15 protein-coding genes and 1 tRNA gene are annotated in these 21,199 nt (G+C 67.7%); 15 read left to right on the plus strand and 1 reads right to left on the minus strand.

The window, feature by feature from the left end:
- Positions 1 to 31: 31 nt before the first annotated feature.
- From ENKNEFLB_RS07705 to ENKNEFLB_RS07720, 4 genes are all read left to right on the plus strand, one after another.
- Positions 32 to 1,081 (plus strand): YlbL family protein, encoded by a 1,050-nt coding sequence (locus tag ENKNEFLB_RS07705; protein WP_214058647.1) that lies wholly within the window; start codon positions 32 to 34, stop codon positions 1,079 to 1,081.
- On the plus strand, positions 1,078 to 1,695 hold the full coding sequence (locus tag ENKNEFLB_RS07710) for a PPA1309 family protein (RefSeq protein ID WP_214058648.1): 618 nt from the start codon (positions 1,078 to 1,080) through the stop codon (positions 1,693 to 1,695). The genes ENKNEFLB_RS07705 and ENKNEFLB_RS07710 overlap by 4 nt, the downstream gene beginning before the upstream one ends.
- A 96-nt stretch (positions 1,696 to 1,791) precedes the next feature.
- A complete protein-coding gene (locus ENKNEFLB_RS07715; RefSeq protein WP_214058649.1) occupies positions 1,792 to 4,875 on the plus strand; it encodes a UPF0182 family membrane protein in 3,084 nt (1,027 codons plus the stop codon).
- A gap of 153 nt (positions 4,876 to 5,028) precedes the next feature.
- Positions 5,029 to 5,102, plus strand: a tRNA-Met gene (locus ENKNEFLB_RS07720).
- A 254-nt stretch (positions 5,103 to 5,356) separates the two neighbouring features.
- Here the strand turns inward: ENKNEFLB_RS07720 and ENKNEFLB_RS07725 are convergent.
- Positions 5,357 to 6,598, minus strand: a complete 1,242-nt coding sequence (locus ENKNEFLB_RS07725) for a helix-turn-helix domain-containing protein (protein WP_275955951.1) — start codon at positions 6,596 to 6,598, stop codon at positions 5,357 to 5,359.
- 106 nt (positions 6,599 to 6,704) lie between these two features.
- On the opposite strand from ENKNEFLB_RS07725, the gene ENKNEFLB_RS07730 reads away from it, so the two are divergent.
- The 11 genes from ENKNEFLB_RS07730 (at position 6,705) to ENKNEFLB_RS07780 (ending at position 21,166) form a co-directional block, all read left to right on the plus strand.
- Complete coding sequence (locus ENKNEFLB_RS07730; protein WP_214058651.1) at positions 6,705 to 6,911, plus strand: hypothetical protein; 207 nt, start codon at positions 6,705 to 6,707, stop codon at positions 6,909 to 6,911.
- Between the two features lie 265 nt (positions 6,912 to 7,176).
- A complete protein-coding gene (locus ENKNEFLB_RS07735) occupies positions 7,177 to 8,235 on the plus strand; it encodes an FHA domain-containing protein (protein ID WP_214058652.1) in 1,059 nt (352 codons plus the stop codon).
- 58 nt (positions 8,236 to 8,293) lie between these two features.
- Entirely contained in the window at positions 8,294 to 8,920 is a 627-nt protein-coding gene (locus tag ENKNEFLB_RS07740) for a vWA domain-containing protein (protein WP_214058653.1), read from the plus strand.
- The gene (locus ENKNEFLB_RS07745) at positions 8,910 to 10,238 is read left to right on the plus strand and encodes a serine/threonine protein kinase (RefSeq protein ID WP_214058654.1); all 1,329 of its coding nucleotides are present in this window, start codon (positions 8,910 to 8,912) and stop codon (positions 10,236 to 10,238) included. The genes ENKNEFLB_RS07740 and ENKNEFLB_RS07745 overlap by 11 nt, the downstream gene beginning before the upstream one ends.
- Positions 10,235 to 13,441, plus strand: a complete 3,207-nt coding sequence (locus ENKNEFLB_RS07750) for a DEAD/DEAH box helicase (RefSeq protein ID WP_214058655.1) — start codon at positions 10,235 to 10,237, stop codon at positions 13,439 to 13,441. The genes ENKNEFLB_RS07745 and ENKNEFLB_RS07750 overlap by 4 nt, the downstream gene beginning before the upstream one ends.
- Complete coding sequence (locus ENKNEFLB_RS07755) at positions 13,419 to 14,660, plus strand: hypothetical protein (protein WP_214058656.1); 1,242 nt, start codon at positions 13,419 to 13,421, stop codon at positions 14,658 to 14,660. The genes ENKNEFLB_RS07750 and ENKNEFLB_RS07755 overlap by 23 nt, the downstream gene beginning before the upstream one ends.
- 160 nt (positions 14,661 to 14,820) lie before the next feature.
- Positions 14,821 to 16,923 carry an AAA family ATPase gene (locus tag ENKNEFLB_RS07760; RefSeq protein ID WP_214058657.1) on the plus strand — a complete coding sequence of 701 codons (2,103 nt, stop codon included), beginning with the start codon at positions 14,821 to 14,823 and terminating at the stop codon, positions 16,921 to 16,923.
- Positions 16,924 to 16,925: 2 nt separating this feature from the next.
- Entirely contained in the window at positions 16,926 to 18,989 is a 2,064-nt protein-coding gene (locus ENKNEFLB_RS07765; protein WP_214058658.1) for a hypothetical protein, read from the plus strand.
- Between the two features lie 198 nt (positions 18,990 to 19,187).
- Positions 19,188 to 19,412 carry a helix-turn-helix domain-containing protein gene (locus tag ENKNEFLB_RS07770; RefSeq protein ID WP_214058659.1) on the plus strand — a complete coding sequence of 75 codons (225 nt, stop codon included), beginning with the start codon at positions 19,188 to 19,190 and terminating at the stop codon, positions 19,410 to 19,412.
- 417 nt (positions 19,413 to 19,829) lie between these two features.
- Complete coding sequence (locus tag ENKNEFLB_RS07775) at positions 19,830 to 20,225, plus strand: hypothetical protein (RefSeq protein ID WP_214058660.1); 396 nt, start codon at positions 19,830 to 19,832, stop codon at positions 20,223 to 20,225.
- Between the two features lie 719 nt (positions 20,226 to 20,944).
- The gene (locus ENKNEFLB_RS07780; protein ID WP_214058661.1) at positions 20,945 to 21,166 is read left to right on the plus strand and encodes a hypothetical protein; all 222 of its coding nucleotides are present in this window, start codon (positions 20,945 to 20,947) and stop codon (positions 21,164 to 21,166) included.
- The last annotated feature ends 33 nt before the right edge of the window (positions 21,167 to 21,199 follow it).

Consider the following 21,199-nt stretch of genomic DNA (forward strand, 5'->3'; position numbering starts at 1 on the left):
TCCGGGTTGGGCGGGGTGAGACAGTGGGGCCGTGAACCAGCGACTGATTGCCGCCCTCGTCGCGGCGCCGCTGGTCGTGGTCCTGGTCCTGGTGGCCGCCCTGGTGCCGCTGCCGTTCGCGACCTACGAGCCCGGTGACACCTTCGACGTCCTCGCCGAGGACGGCGGCTCCGAGATCATCCAGGTCGACGGCGCCAAGGTCTACCGCGACGACGGCCAGCTGCGGATGACGACCGTGCTGGTCTCGGTCCCGGGGCAGCGCAAGAGCCTGTTCGACGTCGTCGGCACCTGGTGGGACGACGACGACGCGGTCTACCCCTACGACGCGATCTACGGCGAGGAGGACACCGCCGAGGAGAGCGACATCGAGGGCCAGGTCGAGATGGTCTCCTCCCAGGACACCGCCACCGCCGTCGCGCTGCGCGAGCTCGGGTACGACGTGCCGACCCGGATCCAGGTCAGCTACGTCGACGAGGACACCCCCGCCGACGGGGTGCTGCAGGCGCGCGACGTCGTGCTGCAGGCGGCGGGGGAGCGCGTGCGCACCGGCGACGACATCGTCGAGGCGGTCCAGGCCACCCCGGCCGGGGACACGCTGAGCCTGACCGTCGCGCGCGGCGACGACGAGCGCCAGGTCGAGGTCACCCCCGAGCAGGTCGACGGCGAGCAGCGGATCGGCGTCCGGATCGGCCTCGGGTTCGACCTGCCGGTCGACGTCCAGGTCAACATCCCGCCGGCCATCGGAGGGCCCAGCGCCGGGCTGATGTTCGCGCTGGCCATCTACGACACCCTGACCCCCGGCTCGCTGACCGACGGCAGGTCGATCGCCGGCACCGGCACGATCGGTCCGGACGGCGCCGTCGGTCCGATCGGCGGCATCGCCCAGAAGGTCGCCGGCGCCCGCGCCGACGGCGCCGGGCTCTTCCTGGTCCCCCCGGCGAACTGCGAGGACGCCCTCGCCGCCGACAACGGCGCGATGCGGCTCGCCCGCGCCGACACCTTCGAGGCCGGCCTGGAGGCGGTCCAGGACTGGACCGCCGACCCCGACGCCGACCTCCCCTCCTGCGAGGACGCCGGATGACCGACGACGTGCCCCAGCCCACCCCGCCCGGCGAGCTCCAGGCCGACGTCGACCCGGCGCTGGCCTCGGCCGTGCTGGAGATCGAGCAGCACGTCGCCACCGCCGGCTGGGACCAGCCCGCACGGCTCTACGCCCTGGTCGAGACCGCCCGGCTGGTCGCCGGCGAGCCCGAGCTGGCGGCCGCGATGGGCCTGGACGACTCCGCCGCGGCCGGGTCGCTGACACCGGTCGAGCAGGAGGACCTGCGTGCCGACCTGCCCCTGGAGCAGCAGCTGGAGCAGATCGGCTGGCCCGAGGGCGTCGCCGGCTGCGCCGCGGTGGTCGAGCGGTTCGTGCTCCCCCCGGGCGTCGACGACGACCTGCCCGACGACCCGGCCGCCCAGGCCGAGTTCGCCCGCACCCACCCCGACCGCCAGGAGCTGCGGATGGTGGCCGGGGCGACCCGCCACGGGGCGACGTACTGCGTGCTGCGGTTCCGCTCCCACGACGACGACGCCGCGGTCGTGGGTGGCACCGACCTCGTGCCGGGCCTGCTGGCGCTGGTGCGCGAGACCCTGGCCGAGGACGGGGCCGACGACGGCGCCGCGGCCGCGTCCGGGGGCCTGTCAGGGTGAGCCCGGCATCATGAGTACCACCGACACCACCCGTCGCCGGGCCCTCCGCGCGACGCCGTCCTGCCCCCTGCCGCACCCCGCTAGGAGAACACCCACGTGAGCGAGCTCTTCGACGACGAGGACCCGCGCCGGACCGCGCCGCCCCCGCCGCCCGGCCCCTCCCGCCGCGCCAAGGCGCTGCTGGTCACCGCCGGCATCCTGGTGGTGCTCTTCTTCGCGCTGACGGCCTTCGCCGCGCTCTACACCGACCGGTTGTGGTTCTCCTCCGTGGGCTACACCGAGGTCTTCTCGACCCTGCTGTGGACCCGCGTCGGGCTGTTCGTGGTCTTCGGCGTCCTGATGGCCGTCGTGGTCGGGCTCAACATGGCCCTGGCCTTCCGGTTCCGCCCCACCACGCGGATCGCGACCCCGGACCAGAACAACCTCGAGCGCTACCGCCAGACCATCGCGCCCGTACGCCGGCTGCTGCTCGTCGGCGTCGCCGCGGTGATCGGCATCTTCGCCGGCACCTCCGCGCTGGGCCAGTGGCGCGAGTACCTCCTGTGGCGCAACGGCACCGACTTCGGCAGCACCGACGCCTACTTCGACCGCGACATCGGGTTCTTCGTCTTCGACCTGCCGTGGCTGCACTTCGTCACCGACTTCGCGATGGCCCTGATGGTCGTCTCGGCGCTCGCCGCCGGCCTCGTGCACTACCTGTACGGCGGGATCCGCCTCCAGGCCAAGCGCGACAAGATCTCCGGCGCCGCGCAGGTCCAGCTGTCGGTCCTGCTCGGCATCTTCGTGCTGGCCAAGGCCGCCGACTACTTCCTGGACCGCTACGACCTGGTCCTCCAGGACGGCAACCTGTTCACCGGGATGCACAACACCGACTTCAACGCGGTGCTCCCGGCGCGCAACATCCTGGCCGGCATCGCGCTGGTCTGCGCCCTGCTGTTCTTCGTCAACGTGTGGCGCCGCACCTGGCAGCTGCCGGCCGTCGGGCTGGCGCTGCTGGTGCTGTCCTCGATCCTGATGGGGATGATCTGGCCCGCCGTGGTCCAGCAGTTCCAGGTCAAGCCCTCGGAGGCCGACCAGGAGGCCGAGTTCATCGCCGCCAACATCGACGCCACCCGGCAGGCCTACGACCTGGAGGACGTCGAGCCTCAGGAGTACACCTCCGAGGCCTCGGTCAACGCCTCGGCCGCCCAGGGCGTCGCCGGGTCGATCTCCTCGGTGCCGCTGGTCGACCCGCAGCTGGTCCGACGGACCTTCGAGCAGCGCCAGCAGGCCCGCAACTACTACTCCGTGGCCCCGGTCCTCGACGTCGACCGCTACATCATCGACGGGGTCGACCGCGCGCTCGTCCTCGGCGCCCGCGAGCTCGACCAGACCGGCATCCCCGAGGCCGACCAGAACTGGTCCAACCTGCACACCGTCTACACCCACGGCGACGGCATCATCGCCGCCTACGCCAACCAGCGCCCCAAGAACAACAGCGCCGAGCAGACGGTGGCCACCGAGGCCGACCCCGAGGCCTCGAGCACCGACACCGCCGACGGCGCCGTGTGGGCCGAGGGCATCGAGAGCACGCAGGACGACCTCACCGAGCTGAGCGACGGCTACGAGAGCCGGATCTACTTCGGCGAGCAGTCCCCGTCGTACTCCATCGTCGGCAAGGCCAGCGAGAACGCCGAGGACGTCGAGCTCGGCCTGGCCGGCACGACCGCCGACCAGACCACGACCTACGACGGCGAGGGCGGTGTCGAGGTCGGCAGCCTCTTCCACCAGCTGCTCTACGCGGTGAAGTTCGGCGAGCCGAACTTCCTGCTGTCGGGCCGCGTCAACGAGAACTCCAAGCTGCTCTACGACCGCGCCCCCAGCGAGCGGATCCAGAAGGTCGCCCCGTGGCTGACCCTGGACAGCGACGCCTACCCCGCGATCGTCGACGGCCGGGTGCTGTGGATCGTGGACGGCTACACCACGACCGACCAGTTCCCCAACGCCCAGCGCGAGTCGTTCGACACGATGACCGACGACTCGCTGCAGGACGCGACACCGGGCTTCCAGACGGTGCCGACCGACGAGATCAACTACATGCGCCAGGCCGTGAAGGCCACCGTGGACGCCTACGACGGCACGGTCACGCTCTACGCCTGGGACGAGGAGGACCCCATCCTCCAGGCGTGGACGTCGATCTTCCCCGACAGCGTCGAGCCGAAGTCGGCGATCTCGGACGAGCTGCTGGAGCACCTGCGCTACCCCGAGGACCTGTTCAAGGCCCAGCGCTACCAGTACGCCCGCTACCACGTGACCGACCCGGTCGACTTCTACCAGGGCAACAACCGCTGGGCGGTGCCGGACGACCCGAACGTCGACGGCGCGCTGCAGCCGCCGTACCGCCTCTTCACGGGGCTCCCCGCCGCCGAGGGCGAGGAGGTCGAGGGCGCCGACGAGGCCGACCCGAACGCCGCCGTGGCCGAGCAGACGTGGTCGCTGACCTCGACGTTCGTGCCCTTCGAGCGCGAGGTGCTCGCCTCCTTCGTGTCGGTCAACTCCGACGCCACGTCGGACGAGTTCGGCCAGATGACCGTCCTCGAGCTCCAGGACCCGAACACCCCGGGCCCCGGCATCATCGCCAACGAGTTCAGCCAGGACCCGGAGGTCGTCTCCAGCCTGCTGCCGTACCGCGGGACCGGCGCCGCCGAGCCCAGCTTCGGCAACCTGCTGACGCTGCCGGTGCAGAACGGCCTGATCTACATCGAGCCGATCTACGCCCAGCGCTCGGCCTCCGAGTCGGCCTACCCGATCCTGCAGTTCGTGACGGTCTCGTACGGCGGCGAGGTCGGCATCGACACCACGCTGACCGGTGCGCTGGCCAACGCCTTCGGGGTCGACGAGATCGGCAGCACCGACCAGGCCCCGGGCACCGGGACCGGCGGTGGCAACGGTGGCAACGGCGGCGGCAACGGCGGGGGAGGTGGCGGCCAGGCCGAGGACCCCGGCACCCTCGACGAGCAGATCCTGGACACGCTCCGCGAGGCACAGCAGGCCTTCGACGACGCCGACGCCGCGGCCGCCGACGGTGACCCGGTGGAGTACGCCCGCCTGGTCGTCGTGGCGCAGAACCTGATCTCCGACGCCACCGCCCTGGCCGACGAGCGCGACGCCGCCGCGGGTGACCCGGCCGCCGGGGAGTGACACGCTGATCGGGTGAGGTGGCCCGGTGGTCGAGGAGTGAGCGCCAGCGTGCGTCTCGAGACCCTCGACGGCCGGAACCAGCCTGCATGACCCAGGCCACACCCGCCCGATTTGTCCCGGGCGCCCCCCGTCCCGTAATGTCTGGTTCACCGACGCGGGGTGGAGCAGCTCGGTAGCTCGCTGGGCTCATAACCCAGAGGTCGCAGGTTCAAATCCTGCCCCCGCTACAAAGTGCATAACAGCAGGTCAGAGGCGGCTTCCGGAGAGATTCGGAGGCCGCCTCTGATGCTTGTCGGGACCGAATGTCAGCAGGATGTCAGCATACGTTGCTCCGAAGAAGCGCCTGGCATTCGATCGGGCGGGTCAACTGTGAGGCATTGTGAGCACCGTCGAGCCAGCGTGAGCCGGTGTTTGTGGTGACAACATCCAATCGCATCGTTGGCGTGCTGCTAGAAGCGGTTCGGCACCTTCGATCACTTCGTCAGACCAGGCTCTCCACGGCCCTACGCGCGTGGGCCAGATTCTCCCGCGTTGACCGGAGAAGGATGTCGAGTTCCGCACCCTGGGCGGCGGACAAAGCTGAGAAGTTGAGGTTCGCCACCGAGATTTGGCACGCGGCTATCGTGAGAAAGCCTAGGTACTGCTGACGATTTGACTCCGACAACTCCGCCCACCGGAGCGGAGGAACCAGGCTCTGGCCCCAACGGCGCTGTGCGTGCCCTGCGTGAGTACCGACGTAGTCGAGCACGTCCGTAGCCACGGCGATCGCTTCTAGGAGGGCTTCGTAGCCACCCTGTGTGGCGAGCAGGGCAGCTTCGGCCTCGCCGAGCTTCGCCTGGGCTGCCCGCTCCTTCTGCTTGTTGCGTCGCGACATCCACAAGTAGCCGCCCAACCCGAGCGCTGCGGCGGGGACGGCCACGATCCCAGCGAGAACGCCGATTCCGCCGGCTATGCCGGCACCCCCGGCGGCGAGGCTCCCCCCACCCAAGTAGGCGAAGGTGGCGCTGGTGGCGGCCGCTCCGCTGAGCCCCGACAACGCGGCACCCGTGGACGCCGTCCCGAACATCGCCGCCGCGGTGAACGTTCCGTACGCCGCCGCGCCTCCCAGAGCGCCACCGAACGCCGCACCGCCGGCGCTGGCGCCGATGTTGTGGGCAACCCGACTAGTGGTCACGCTCAATCGATACTCAGCGACCACCTCCGGATCAGCCAACTCGTCGTCTTCGAGGCTCTCCGGCTCACTCGGACGCGGGGCGCCGTAGATGCCGCCCGCGACCGTCACGAACGGCAGGAAGAACTCGTCGCGGGCTCGGTCGTGTGCCACGTTGAACCGATCGCTGAGCGCTCCGACGGCCTTCATGCGCTGGTCGATCGCGTCCTGAAGCACACCGACCCGCTGCCTGATCGGCAGGCCTGAAGTGGAACCGGCATCCGAGCTCGCCGCCCCCTGATCCAGCCGGGCGCGTTCCTCCGCTTCCACGTCCGGCGCGAGTCGCTCTGCAGCCTCGGCAAGGACATCCATCGAGACCCCGAGGGTCCCTGCGATTCGTTGAAGTCGGGCGGCCCCCGGCCTCATCTGCCCCGACTCGACTCGCGAAATCGAAACCCCCGCACCCGGGCCCTTGCTGTAACCCGCCCTCTCGCCGAGCTGCTGCTGGCTGAGGTCCATGTCTTCGCGGAAGCCTCGGATGGCTCGCCCCAGAGCCTTCGTCGACACACTCATGGCCTGAACTTAGCATGACTTTACGTCGGTGCTATTGACTTAGCGTTTCCTCTTAGTGTTAAGGTGTTCACCTCAGTCTTGCCGACCAGGGGAAAGGAGCCGGATCGTGGCTCGTATCAACAAGGCCGCACTCATCGCCGACGTCGCACAGGTCGCGGTCCGTGCACACGTGGTTGCGCAGGACCCGGCTGTGGCCAAGGCCGCGCGCGTCGCGCTTGACGACGTGATCCGCGCTGGGCAGTCGACCGCCGACCTCGGCCGCGAGGTCGTTGACGCATGGAACCGTGCGGGCCCGGCCGCTCGCCGGATTTGATCGGCGAGATCCGTGTTCGACCTCACCGATCCGCTCGATCCACTCAACCCACTTCACGCGCAATTCTGGGCGGCATGGTCTTGCCCGCAGTGTGCGGAGGACGGGGACGAGGAACAGCTGGTCGACGGCAGATGCCCGAACTGTGGGTCGCGGGTGGATAAGCAGTGAGGAAACGCCCACTACGAGCGACGATGCCATCGAAGTCTCGGCGCCGCGGCCAACACCGTGGCTACCCTCGACCTCGGGACCATTCAAGGAGAGCCACATGAGAACGCCGACCGTGATCGTTGACGTGTCGACCGTCGTACGCGACCGGGTGGACCCCGGATGGCACCGGATGGACGCTCTGATCGACCTCTGGCGACGCGAGATGGACGAGAAGGCGATCTTCTACGGAGTCCTGGACGACGCGTCCTGGTATCACCTCGACGACGCCGGACAGGCCGCCTTCGCGGCCTGGCAGGCTGCGGGGCGAGCAACACGGGTGCGCTGGGCAGATCCGCTGGTCTGCGAGAACGCGGAACGATACCCGCACGCGAAGGTCCTCACGAGCGACCTCTACCGCGACCTGCGCCGGGACTTCGTCTGGCTCCAGAACAGCGACCGCTTCTACACCTTCAGCTTCACTCCCACGGGCGTCTCCATCGAGCGCGCGGAGATGGGCGCGATCCGGGACGAGGACGTCTCGCAGTACGGCGAAGCGGCATCGTTGAAGCCCAAGTGCCTCAACACTCCAGAGGGTCGCCAGATGCTCCGGCGGGAGTGGGCCTGCACCAACCCGAGCTGTCCGAGTAGCCAGGCGAGGGCGATCGCAGACCTCCCCTACAACAGGAACGGGAAGGCGCTCTGCCCCGACTGTCGCAAGGAGTTGGGGGATGCGGGCGACGCCGCGGACACGCGGGAGCTCAAGGTGCTAATCGGTGGCAATGATGTCGCCCACATTCCGCTCGTGGCTGGGAGCCGCATCGCGATCGGCCGGGGGGGAGGCGAAGACCGTTTCGACCTCCGGCCACTCGTCGGCGATCAGCAGACGTTAGTCAGCCGCGACCACGTGGCTTTTCGCAACCTGCGTGGTCGGATCTTGGTGTCTGACCTCGGGTCGAAGAACGGCTCAGCACTCGTCCGTGAGGACGGCCAGAGCGATCCGATCCCGGCAGACGTCGAGCAACGGCTCGAGCTGCATGAGTTCGTGAGCATCGCCGGCGGTCTCGTGCAGTTCAGGCTGTCGGGCAAGCGCTACGCGCGCGGCGCGTACGTCCCTGATCGAGGTACTGGCGTCATCTCAAGCCCGACCGTACTGGCGTCCCCGCAGTCACCTGCCTGAAAGGCCCCTCGTGTCCATTCTCGACGTGCCCGCGATTGTCCCTCGGCCGCTCCCCGTCGTGCTCCTCCTCGACACCAGCGGAAGCATGCTCAAGGACGACAAGATCGAGGTGCTCAACGACAGCGTCCGCGAAATGATCGCCGCCCTGAAGGACGCCGACGCTCATACCGGCTCGATTCGGCTCTCAGTGATCGCGTTCGGAGGTCCTACCGCCCAGACCGTGATCGCCCACGCCCCCATCGCCGAGGTGGAGTTCACTACCCTCCAGGCTGGCGGGCGAACCCCTCTGGGACAGGCGTTCGCCCGCGCGGAAGAGCTCGTCAACGATCTGGAGGCCCTTCCGTCCAATTCGCACCGCCCAACGATCGCGCTGGTTTCGGACGGCCTCCCGAACCGCGACGACGACTGGCGAGACCAGCTCGAGCGACTGATCGATCACCACCGAGGGGCCAAGGCGACTCGGTTCGCCCTCGGTGTCGGCGATGATGCCGACCGCGACATGCTCGCGGCGTTCAGTGGCGGCCTCGTGCATCGCGCCGGCGATGCCAGCAAGATCCGCACCTTCCTTCAGTTCGTCACCATGACCGTCACCGAGGCGACGGTCACAGGAGTGGTAGCCAACGCGTCGTCAGTGTCGGGCGACACCTCGATCGAAGAGTTGGTTTGGCGAGACGATGATTTCTGAGGTCCGCCACGTCGTGGATGAGGCCGATGTCGCGTACCAACTGGGCGAGCCCATCGCGAAGGGCGGCCAAGGCATCGTCTACCGCGTCGTCGCGCAGCCCGACCTCGCCATCAAGTTGTTGTTCCAGCCCGAGTCCTTGGCCCACATCGCCCGTGTGCGCAGGCTTTCGCTTGACGGCCTCCACATCGCGGGGCCGACAACGCTACTGCGGGGCGAAACGCCGGGATACGTTATGCGGTTGGCGCGCGACATGACGACCCTGACCGCCGCCTATCTCCCAGGACAGTTCGGCAACGGTCACGACGCCTCGTGGTATCGGGAGACCGGCGGTCTGCGGCGCCGGCTCGACGTCGCTTCGCGAGTCGCTGCCCTAATCGTTGCGCTGCACGACCGAGCGCTCGCGTACGTCGACCTCAACCCGTACAACGTTCTGATCTCCGACAACGTCGAGCTGGCGGAGACCTGGCTGATCGACACCGACAACCTGACATCGGCGTACAGCGCGACGAGCCAGGTCATGGGCATGCCGGGGTACCTGGCGCCCGAGCGCTCCAGGCCCCATTCGATCGCCCCTCCCAGCACGCTGGCCGACGCCTACAGCCTGGCTGTAATGGTGTTCAAGATGCTGTTCCTCAGCCACCCGCTCGCGGGTACCGCAAGCGCAGACCTCGGGGCGGAGGAAGCGCGCGACCGGGCCGACGCCGGGGAGTTCGACTACATCGGTCCCTCCGCGGGGAGCTCCAATAGCCCTGCGGCTCCGATGACCTCGGCGCTGCTGCCTCTCGGCATGACGACCCGCCTTGCCGTAACCGCGCGTCGCACGTTCGGCCCCGGCAAGCTAGACCCGCAACTCCGTCCCGGAGCGGCGGCGTGGCGCGACGACCTGTTCAGTGCACTGGACAACGTCGTGAGCTGCCCGGGTAGTTGCGGATGGACGATGTACCGCAACTCGGCGACCTGCCCGGCGTGCTCAACTCCAGTCGGCAGAACCTTGGTGGCATCGGTGCACCTCGACGACGGCGGAGTTCCCAGCCCCGACTCCCAGATTCACGTGCTTGTGGTGAGCCCGCGGCACCCGACCGAGATCAACCCACGGCACCTGTGGGGCGCCTCGGAAGAGACCGACCCGATCCTCACCATCACCGCGCATGGCGACACTTTCGTAGTCAGGGCAGAGGGCGACGCCGTCGTCAGCGACCCGCAGGGGAGGCCGGCTCGATCCGTAGCTCGACCGGCGGGTCGAGCCACGCACTTCCGCGTGAGTGTCCAGGGCCGACCGCCACGTTTGCTCGCCCTGCGATGGGCCGGTCCCCGATGAAGCTCGAGTTGGCCGGTGGGGGACAGGCACGGCTACTGGCCCTTCCGCGAATCAGCCAGGCCCCCGTTCAAGACGGGCAGCCCGTTCGCATCACCCTTACCGGTGGAGGCATCGCCCTCCACGACGGAACACGCACGTCCCTGTGCGGAGAGCCGGACGAGCCCGACGCCAGTTGGCTCAAGCAGGTCGCGGAGTCCCGCGCCTACCTCGCAGACGTCATCACAGTCGACCAAGGAGTCCGGCTCCGCGTCATCCCCTTCGACCAGGTAGACCAGTGGGCTCGCCAGCATGCCATCGGCGTCGACGAGCACGCACTCGATCGGATCGCCCAAGCGGTACCGCACCTGCAGTCTCGGCGTCCGGAGGAGATACGGGCCTGGCTCACCGACCAAGTCAGGCTCGAAGCGCCCGACCCTGCTGTCCTGGTGCACGTCGGCGGGTCCCGTCGTGTCAACGTCGAAGCTTTCCGGCTCGTCGGGGAGTCCCGCTACGTCGACGTGAGCCTTGTCGGGGAGCGCCTCCTCGTGGACACGGTGTCTCCACGCCGTCGCCGCGACTCTGAAACCCTTTGCCTGGTGCACGGGTCGGTTCGCTTCGAGGACGCGACCCGTCTGGCATCCATCAGCCCCGCGGACCTTGCGGAATGGCACCGGCTCACTGAAGCAGACAACTCTTACCTCCAGGTGTGGAACCGCTACAACCAGTTCGAGCGAGAAGCCCGAGAGCGAACCGCGCGCCTGGCAGGCAGCGCGGCCTACGACAGTCGCCGCCGCCTGCTGGACGGGAGCTGGGAGTTCGACCTCGTCCTCAGCGTCGGGGCCAGTCGCCTCATCGAGGCGCTCCGACTCGGCGAGGTCACCCTTGAAGCCGGCGCCACCGTTGCCTACGACCAGTCCGCAACCGTCTCTGGCGCCGGTCGGCGAACGCTGGCTGGCACTGCGCGTCTGACGGAAACCGGCACCGTGGTCCTTCGCCCCGAGGTGGACGACTCGGGGGTCGACCTTCCGCGCCACGGCTACCTCTCGGGCTCGTTCACAGCAGACCGAATCCGCCTGAAGCGCCGAGAAGAGGCGCAGGCAAGGGCCGTCACCGCGAAGTCGTTCCCGGTACTCCAGCTCTCCCGTGTCTTGGCGGGCCAAGCGCCGGCGGCGGCCGGGCGTGTGGACCGGCACCCCGCCATGTCCAAGCGGGCTGCCGAAGCGCTCGGGGCACCCCCGACGCGGGCCCAAGTCGACGCCATCACCATCGCCCTCAATACCCCCGACATCGCTCTCATTCAGGGACCGCCAGGGACAGGGAAGACCCGGGTGATCGCTGCCGTCAACGCTCGGCTGACGCAGATCAACGCGGACCACCCCGCCGAGATTCGCCGCACCTTGCTGAGCAGCTACCAGCACGACGCAGTGGACAACCTCGCCTTCGGAGCTGACGACGGTCGCCTGCCCGCGATGAAGGTGGCGGCCCGGAGTGGGCAGAGCGGGAACTCCCAGGTGGCCCAGTGGGCACGGGCCACCGTTGCGCGGATCGACAAGCACCATGCTGGGCGCGAAGAGAGCCGAGTGGTACGCGACTGGATTGAGCTGCGCGACCGGACGACGGCGTACCGACTCATGCCCGCAGACGTCGCCAGCACGGTCGAGGTACTGAGCTGGCTCGCTGCTCGCTCGTCCCTCATCGGCAGCGAGACGGCCCTCGACGCGGAGGACCTGATCACCAAGTTGAACCATCAGGTCGGCTTGCGGCATTCTCGCGAGCGGTTCGTTGAGATACTGCGTCGCGTCCGCTCGCTGCGCGTTTCTCCGGAGTCGTTCGCCGACGACGGCGCTGACAATGCCACGCTGGCGCTCGAAGACGAAGGTCTCCGAGCCGCGCTCTCCGAGGATCAGGCGCGGCTCATGACCGAGCTCAGCAACGCCGTCGACCCTGCACCCCACCTGCTTGAGGCAACCGCCCGACTTCAAGCCGACGTTCTGGACCGGCTCCTGACCTCGCGTGCCCGCTCTGCCGTAACGGCGCAAATGCCCGAGGTCAACGCTCTCCTGCAGCGGTCCCTCACGACGGCTCAAGAGCGTGTGCAGCAGTTGACGTCCGTTGCGGACAGGATCGTGGAGGACTTCAGGCGTGCGCTCCTGGAGCAGCCCGAGACGGTCGCAAGCGCGGTCAGCACGCACTCGCGCGCACTCGCAGCGACATGCCAGCAGGCAGTGGCCGGAGTGATGAAGGAGATACAGGCCAGCCTCGAGTTCGACACGGTGATCGTCGACGAGGCGGCTCGCGCCAACCCCCTCGACCTCCTCATCCCGCTCACCCTCGCGCGCCGCCGCATCATTCTTGTCGGCGACCACCGCCAGCTCCCGCAGATGCTCGACGAAGACGTCGTCGACACTCTCGAGAACTCGGATCCCGAAGCCGAAGTGAAGCGCGTGCTCGAAAAGTCGATGTTCGAGCAGCTCTTCCAGCAGTTGCGGGCACTGGAGCGAGCCGATGGGATCAGCCGGGTCGTCACCTTGGACCAGCAGTTCCGCACTCACCCTGTCCTCGGCGAGTTCGTCAGTACCCACTTCTACGAGCCCTACGGCGAGGCCTTCACAAATGGCCGTCCGGACCCGACCGAGTTCGAACACGGTTTGGACGCATACGAGGGCCGACCGGCGGCCTGGATCGACGTGCCCGCAACACTGGGGCCTGAGACAGGGCGGAGCAAGACCCGAAGGATCGAGGCGGAAGTCATTGTCCGCGAGCTCGTGGCCGCCCTGGACGCAGGCAGGGATCTCAACTTCGGGGTTATCGCGTTCTATTCCGGCCAAGTCCGCGCGATCTGGGAGGAACTCGAAAGGATCGGCTACGCGGTCCGCGACGGGGACGTGTTCTCCCTGGCGCCCTCGGTGAGGCTCCTGTGGTCGGAGGACGGCCTTGAACGCGTCCGCGTCGGAACGGTCGACGCCTTCCAAGGGCGTGAGTTCGATGTCGTGTACCTATCCGCGACGCGCTCCCAACGACTGGCCCCGCGGAACAAGCCGCGATTCGGTTTTCTGGCGTTGCCGAATCGCCTGTGTGTCGCCATGAGCCGACAGCGGCGACTACTGGTGGTAGTCGGTGACGCGGCGATGTTCACACACGACCACGCGAACGAGAAGGTGCCGGCGTTGGCGGCGTTCCACCAGTTGACCGGGGGTGCCCATGGCTGCCGTCGACCAGCGTGACCTCCCCGTGCACCTGGCAGAGGAGCTGGACGAGCGCACGGATTTCGTCGTGCTCGCGCCCGCGCAGAGGTGGCGGACCCTGATCGACGGCGTCTCGCACGTTCAGGGAGACGTGCTGCTCACCACGGTCGCCCGGTTCGTGGCGGCCGGCGCGGCGCCGCTCCAGATCAGTGAGGCGCTGCAGTTGCCCGACGACCTGATCACGCACCTGGTTTCCCGGGTTCGTCTGGAGCGCATCAAGGTTACTGAGGACGGGCGGGCGCTCGTCAGCGAGTCGGCCATCTTGGGCTGGATGTACCGGGACCTGATCACCGACGATCTCAACCCCACCATCGGCCCCGAACGTCCAGCCGTCGACGTCCGTTGGCAACACGACCGAGCCACCTTCACCACGGGAACGACTGGCAAGCCTCGTCGAATCCATGCGGCGGCGCTCTTCACACCCAAGACAGATCCAGCACGCCCGACCGCTCACGAGCTTGTGCGACTCGCGGCCGAACGCCCCGGCGGCGAGTGCCGGCTCACCTTGGTCGGAGCCGACGAGCTGTGCTTGCTGGTGCATCCCATCCAAGTGGTCGACCACGAAGCGGTTGTCGTCGATGCAGCCGGTCGCCCGCAACTCCAAATGACCCGCTCGTTGCACGAGACCGCGCGGTCGAAGCCGACGCTGCGCGCATGGCTCGATCGTGCCGTCGATGCCGAGCCAGTCACAGTCGTCTCGTCCACGACCGATTCGCCACTGGGGCGGTCGGTCCTCGGCTTGTTCAAAGCCCGCCAGGACTTCGAGGCTCACCGTTCAGCGCGAGCTGCGCGACAGCTGCTGGAGGCCGTCGAACTCGTCTTGAGGAGGTACTGCGCCCACACGTGGTTCCGCAGTCAGATTGATCCCTCTGAGTTCCCGCCCGTCATGGTCGACGCGGGCTCGTTGGCCGCCGCGTTCGGGATTACCGAGTCAGAGGCAGCGGCCCTGCTTGGCGACCACGACGCTGAGGCTCGTCGCACCTCCCAAGAACTTGTCCGCCTTGCCCTCGAGAGTCGGCATCGCTCGGAGCTCCAGGCCGTGAACGTCCTGGCTCTCGTCCAACTGGGCGCAGAGTTCGTCGTCCTTCGCGGCACTCAAGGACAGTTCGAGCGCCTGAGCAGATGCGCTCTCCAGGTCGAAGACCTCGGACGGCAAGCACTCAACGATCAGAAGGATCACCATGAGCGGTCGCAGTAACAAGGGTCGGTCCGCCAAGCCGGGCTACAAGGCAGCACAGCCCGTCGAGGACGTCCTGGCGGAGATAGAGAACGAAGAAGGTCCGCCTGACCCGGACGGCGGCGGCCCAGGAGGGGGTCCTTCGCAGACGCTGGCGGACGCCCCCGAGGATCTACGGGTCGTGGAACGAGAGCTGCGCGCCGCGTGGGCGGACGCGCTGCGGTTCAAGGAGCTGTGGCAGCGCGCCAAGCAGCGGGCCGACAAACGCGAGGGGGATCTCGCACCGAGAGAAGCGAAGGTCCGCGACGACGAGCTCGACATTGCAAAGCACAAGAAGGATCTGGCAGTCCGCGAACGAGCTGTCGCGGAGGAAGAGCGTTCGTTGGAAGACAAGCGCGCCGACGCTGCGTCCGGGTTCGCCAGCGAGCAGCTCAAGGCGACCGAGCAGCTCCGTGGGAAGCGAGACGCTCTCCAGATCGAAATCAACACCCTGGAGGAAGAGCTTGCCACCCGCCGGACTGTCGGTGTCTCCGAGGAACGCGCCGCACTAGCGAAGGAGCGCCTCCAACTGGACAACGACCGGCAGGCCCTCGAACAGGACCGTGCACGGCACGCGCGCGATGCTCAAGCACTTGCGGCCGAGCGCGCACTGTTCGACGACCAGAAGCGCCACCTGGAACGCAAGCACGAGCAGGACCTCGAGCTCGCCGAGCGCGACGTCGCTTTGAAGCTCGCGCGACCGGAGCGACTGCGCGAGAAGGAGGAGGAGGCACGCAAGGCCGCCGAAGAGGAGGGTGCCGCGCTGCGGGCCCTGCTCGACCGTCTGGGCGAGCGGCCTGAGAGGTTGGTGGAAGAGAATGCGCGCCTCAGCGTTCAAATCGGCGAGCTAGAGGACCGCTTGACCAACGTTCCCGACGCGGCCCAGCTGGAGAATCTGAAAGCACTGGCTGCCAGGACGCGCCAAGCTGAAGCCGACGCTGTCGAATGGCGGCGTCAGCGAGACGAGGTCGGCCAGCGGCTCGACCGCCAACTCGTCGCTGTCGGAGACCTGGAAACCGCTCGCGAGGTCGCCCGTGGCCTAGAACGCCAGAACGCCGGCCTGCGGGCAGCCCTTGACGAAATGGGCGCACGTTGGGGTGAGCTCCAAGCCCAGGAAGCCGACAGAAAGCCGTTTGTCACCCTCAGCGGCTACGACGCAGACCCGGCCATGCTGCGCCTCCCACCAACCAGGTCGGGGGAGCTGACCCTCCGCGCCCTGGCGGACGAAGTACGTCAACGGATGGCGGGTGAGCGGCAGTTCTACTACTCCGAGACCGACGTCCGTCTCTTCCTCGCCGGCCTTGCGTCAAGCCGACTCCACCTGCTCCAGGGCATCTCAGGGACTGGCAAGACCAGCCTGCCCATCGAGTTCTTCCGCGCGCTCGGCGGAAACAGCAGCGTGATCGAGGTTCAGGCCGGATGGCGAGACAAGGACGACCTCTTCGGCTTCTACAACGCATTTGAGAAACGGTTCAACGAGACCGAGTTCACCAAGGCTCTCTATCGCGCACTTCTCCCCGCGAACGCAGACCTTCCCACCGTCATCGTCCTGGACGAGATGAACCTGGCTCACCCCGAGCAGTACTTCGGCACCATGCTCTCGAAGCTGGAGAACCTCGAGCGCGGGGCCGTCCTCGACATCCTGAACAGTCCCGTCCCGAACGTTCCCGACCTCTTCGTCGACGGATCCAAGTTGCCCTTCGCAGAGAATGTGTGGTTCGTGGGCACCGCCAACCACGACGAGACCACCGTCTCCTTCGCGGACAAGACCTACGACCGATCCCACGTCCAGGAACTGCCACACACGTACACGTCTTTCCCCGCGAGCGACCAGCATCCCCAAGACCCGATTTCCTTCATCGCACTCAAGGACGCGTTCGACCTTGCGGAGAGGCAGCACCGCACCGCGGCCACAGGTGCGCGGCGCTTCATTGCCGATGAGGTCCGGCCCCTGTTCACACCCTTGAGGATTGGGTGGGCGAATCGCCTGCCCCTTCAGCTCGATCGTTTCGTGCCGGTCTTCCTTGCCGCGGGCGGCACCGTCACCGAAGCCGTCGATCACGTGATCGAGGCCAAGATCATCCGCAAGGTCCGCGACCAGTTTGAAATCACCCCCGACCAGCTCACCGAGCTCAAGGACAAGCTCCAGGCGGCTTGGCCCAAGCTCGAGAGCGGCGGATCGCCGACCCGCTCCCTCGCCAAACTGGACGACGAGATCCACAGACTCAGCGGCGGCATCGGCTAGCCGTGAACGAAACCCGAGACCGAGTGACAGGTCGTTCTACGGCGCCGGAGAGCGGATGGACCGGTCGCTGGCTGGATGACCTCGGCTACGTCCTCGACCCCCAAGCCGATCGCGATCGAGCGGCGTCCGACGACCTGGATGCCCTCGCCGACCACATTCCGGACCTGCGCGACCTCAGGAGCATTGAGTCCTGGGACCTTTTCGCGATCGCGGCGGACCCGAAGGCGCGCAACACCGACGACCTCCTCCTGGAGGAACGAGAGGAGAAGCTCGCCGAGCACCTACCGTCGATCGCGCGGATCTGCCAGAAGCCCCTCACTCGACTGACTGACGAGGTAGACCTACTGCCGGTGCCGAGGGTTCGTCGGCCGGCGAAGCGAGCCATCGAGCGATTCACCGCCCGCACGGAGGACTGGGCCGGCCGCACACTCCTCGGCCCTGTTCCCCGGCGTGCGCTGGCCCTGCTCCGCGTGGAGGACGCCAACCTCTACGAGAATCGCATGGTCAACGAACTCGTCCACCCAATCCTCAGCACGAGCTTGGCCCGGCGGATCCGCCAACTGAAGCGAGCCAGGTATGGGCTGGCCGAGCTCGACGACGCAACCACTCAGGGGACTCACCTCCGCCAAAGGCGGCTCTACGAGTTCTGGGGCGGAACGGGCGACGACCCAGGCACTCTCGCGCGCGGGGCCGCCGAAACTCTCGCCGAACTCGAGCGCCTCGCCGCGGCGGTCAAGGCTCTCCGCAGCACACGGCTGGTGCGCCTGCTCGGCAACCGCCGCACAGGCCGGCGTCAACTCCGTCAGACCAACGTGATCGCAGACAACGACAAGTACCATGCTGCCGGGATTGTCTGGCGGGCCTTCGAACGGGATACGCCGACTCCCGAAACTCCCGACGAGCGCCGCCACCGCTTGCTGGAGCGCCATGAGTGCTTCGCCCTCTACGCCCTCGTGCTGATCGTACGAGCCCTGAATGATCTCGGCTACCGACCCGACGCGGACCAAGCACCAACCCCCGGAACCTGGACACGCCTGAGCGGAGCCGCGACTTGGGCGGACGCCGAGCTGTACAGGGGCGGGGACGGCACCGTGACCCTACGCTGCGAGGGGCAAGAGACGCGGTTCGTCCCCCTCCTCGACCTTATTGGGCCCGGCGATCGACCCGAGCAAGTGCTGGTGCGTTGGGCCAGCATCGAGGCGGCAGTTAGGACGCCGACGGTTATCGTCAACCTGGCACCATTCCGGCTGGCGGCCGGGCTTCCTGGTGCGGCAGCCATGTCGCTGACCTCGGCCGGCGCCGACGGTCAAACCGGCCGCTACCTCGCGACCGCGGTGCCGGTAACCCCTCTTGAAAGCACAAGCCTCGAACGGGTGGCCCGCGCTGTGGCCGACGCAGTCCGGACACCCGCGCTTGACGCCTACCCTCCTCGCGTTGTGGATGGCGACAGCGGGCTGCCCCGGAAGATCATCTCTTCCCTCGTCGAGTCCCAGATCGCCTCTGCTCCGCTCGCCGATCTCTTCTTCCGTGCCGACCAGGACACGCTCTGCGTCCGGCGGCGCATGGTCCCCGCTGAAGCGGAGCGACTGCGCACCTGGGTAGGTAGCCGCTTGAGGAGCGGCCGGGGGACCGGTTGGGAGCGCGATTTCACAGATCTGCTGGAAAGAACACCAGACTTGATCGCGGCCGCCGGCGAGGTCGCCGACCGGCTCATGGTGTGTCCTGCGTGCGGGCAACGAGCCGACATTGTCGCGATGGGCCGCGGACGAGTAGGGAATCTGCTCTTCGTCACCTGTGACTCATGTGGTGCTCGATGGGGGCATCACCGATGCGGCGCCTGCCAGGGCCGAATCCCCTTCATGGCGCCAACGCGCCACGCGCCACGCCGAGCGCCTGAGGGGCCCGGGTGGGTAGAGCGCACGTACGGACAGGACGCATTGGCATCCCCATGCTGGCGAGATGGAGAGGTGGAGTCGGACTACGTCTGCCCGCACTGCGGTAGCTGCGGGGGATCCATCAAGAGTCCAAGTCGAGAATGCTCCCGATGCGCGCCTGGGCATCACTAGTCCCGCACGTACAGCGCCGCACCCCGTCGTCTCGCCCGACCCTTGAACGTCGCCGAGATCCGCCAGATCGTCGACGCCATCGACCGAACCACCTAGCACCGTGGGTCACCCCGGGGATCTTGGGCGGCACCCGCGTCCCTCTGTCCACTCGATCGGCCTGCCGCGCTTGAAGAAGGTCCCGATTCCCGAGGAGTGGAGATGGAGACCCTTCTGCTGAAGATCCCCGAGGTCATGGCGCGCCTGGCGGTCGGCCAGACGAAGGTCTACGAGTTGATGTCCAGCGGCGAGCTCCGGTCGGTGAAGGTCGGCCGGTCGCGCCGGGTCCCCAACGACGACCTCGAGCGCTTCATGGCTGAGCTCGATGACAGCCGACCAAATCTGCGCCTGCCCGCGCCGAGGGGGTCCACGGCCCGCGCTTCATAGCCCCTTTTCCACAGGCATGCGGTCGCCGGTACCGGTGGCGGTGCCCAAGAGTCACGCTGGCTTTCGTGTCCATTCGCGCACACTCGTGCGCTTGAAGAGGCGGATCCCGGTCAGGAGGCAGACGTGGTGTGCCAAGAGTGGCTGAATATGCAGGTCTGCCGAAGTGCCCGATTCGGGCGTAGCGTGGTTGCCTCAACATCACGGCGCGCCAACTCGGAGGCTGGAGTGTTGCGATCTCGGCTAGTACTCGCGACCTTCCTGGTGGTGACGTGCGCTGCTTGCAGCCACGAGGAGGCCTCACCAGCCCGGCCTCCGAGCCCAGATCCGACCACGTCGGCGCCCTCGGCGCCGACGTCTTCTGTTCCACCTGAACTCGCCGGCTACGACGAGAAGGAGCGGGCCGCCTACGAGACGGCGGTGGACGAGTACGACACGTTCACCACGCGCAACGACAAGTTCTACGCGGCCGGTCAGACGACAGGCGCGGCGAAGAAGTTCTACCAACGCTACGCCCTCGATTGGTCGACGGCATGGGGCAATCTCGCCCAGGTCGCCAACAACAAAGTCACCGTCAGTGGCTCGACCAAGAGCGTGTGGACGAAGCCGCGGTCGGTCAAGCTCGGCGGGCCGAGAGGCGACGTCATCGTCCTGCGCCGCTGCCTTGACGAGTCGGGCCGCGTCGTCACACAAGATGGGAAGACGCTGGATCAGCCTCAGTTCAAGCAGCCGCACATCTATACCGTCCGGCTGGAGAAGCACACCGGTGAGGCCTGGTGGCGCTCGGGAATCGCGGAGCAGGGCCAGACATGCTGAACCGGGCTCTCGCGATTTTGGTGGTGGCCCTGTTGCTACCGCTGCTCGTCATGACGCCGCGGGCCGCCGCCGCGGGCCACTCGGGGTGCCCAGCGGGAACGAATCCCGTCAGCGTCGGGTCCGGGGTCGTATGCGTCGTTGTCACCGATCCCGGTGAACCAGGCAGCGCAGGCAGCCCCGGCCCAAGAAATCCCGGAGAGGGTGGTCAGGCGCCGGTCGGCTGCCACAAGTCCGACGGCACTGAGGTTCCTTGCCAGACGCACGACGGCACCTGGTGGTCGGGGCCCCAGTGCTATGCCGCTCCCTACGACGCGCCGCCGGGAACCCCGGCATGGCAGGGGCATACCGACGGCTCGGTGTGGCAGTGCACGAGCTGTACGTCTGCCGGCACCGCAACCACCTGCAACGTCCAGATGATGTGGACGGCGCCGGGCCAACAGCCCGGGCCGCCCACGCCCGAGCAACTCGCGTCCACGGCTCTCGGACAGTTGCCTCTCGCGAGGGCCGACATACACACCGCACCCGAGCCGCCCGCAGCGACGTACATCGGTGTCGAGAATTGGCTGTGGGTACCGGATGGCCAATGGGCAACATTGCACAAGTCCGTCACGGCGGGTGCGACGACCGTGACCGTCACGGCTTCCCCCTCGCAGACGGTCTGGGACCTCGGACCGACCGCTATCACGTGCTACGGGCCGGGGAGACCGTGGGTTCAGGGCATGACGGAAGCTGCCAGCACCACCTGCGCCTACACCTACAAGGAGACCTCGGACAGAGCGCCACAAGGGCAGTTCCAGATCTCGGCGACCATTCGCTACCACGTGACCTGGAGCTGCTCGGGAACTTGTCCGACCACCGGCGGTGACCTTGGGCTCGTCGATGCGCCCGCAGGAGCCAGCACCATGCGTGTCCTTCAGCGCCAGACGGTGGTGGTCCAGTGAGCACCGAAACCGACCCGCGTGCGACCACGGACC

Origin of the sequence: Nocardioides aquaticus, from assembly GCF_018459925.1 — a bacterium.
Taxonomy (GTDB): domain Bacteria; phylum Actinomycetota; class Actinomycetes; order Propionibacteriales; family Nocardioidaceae; genus Nocardioides; species Nocardioides aquaticus.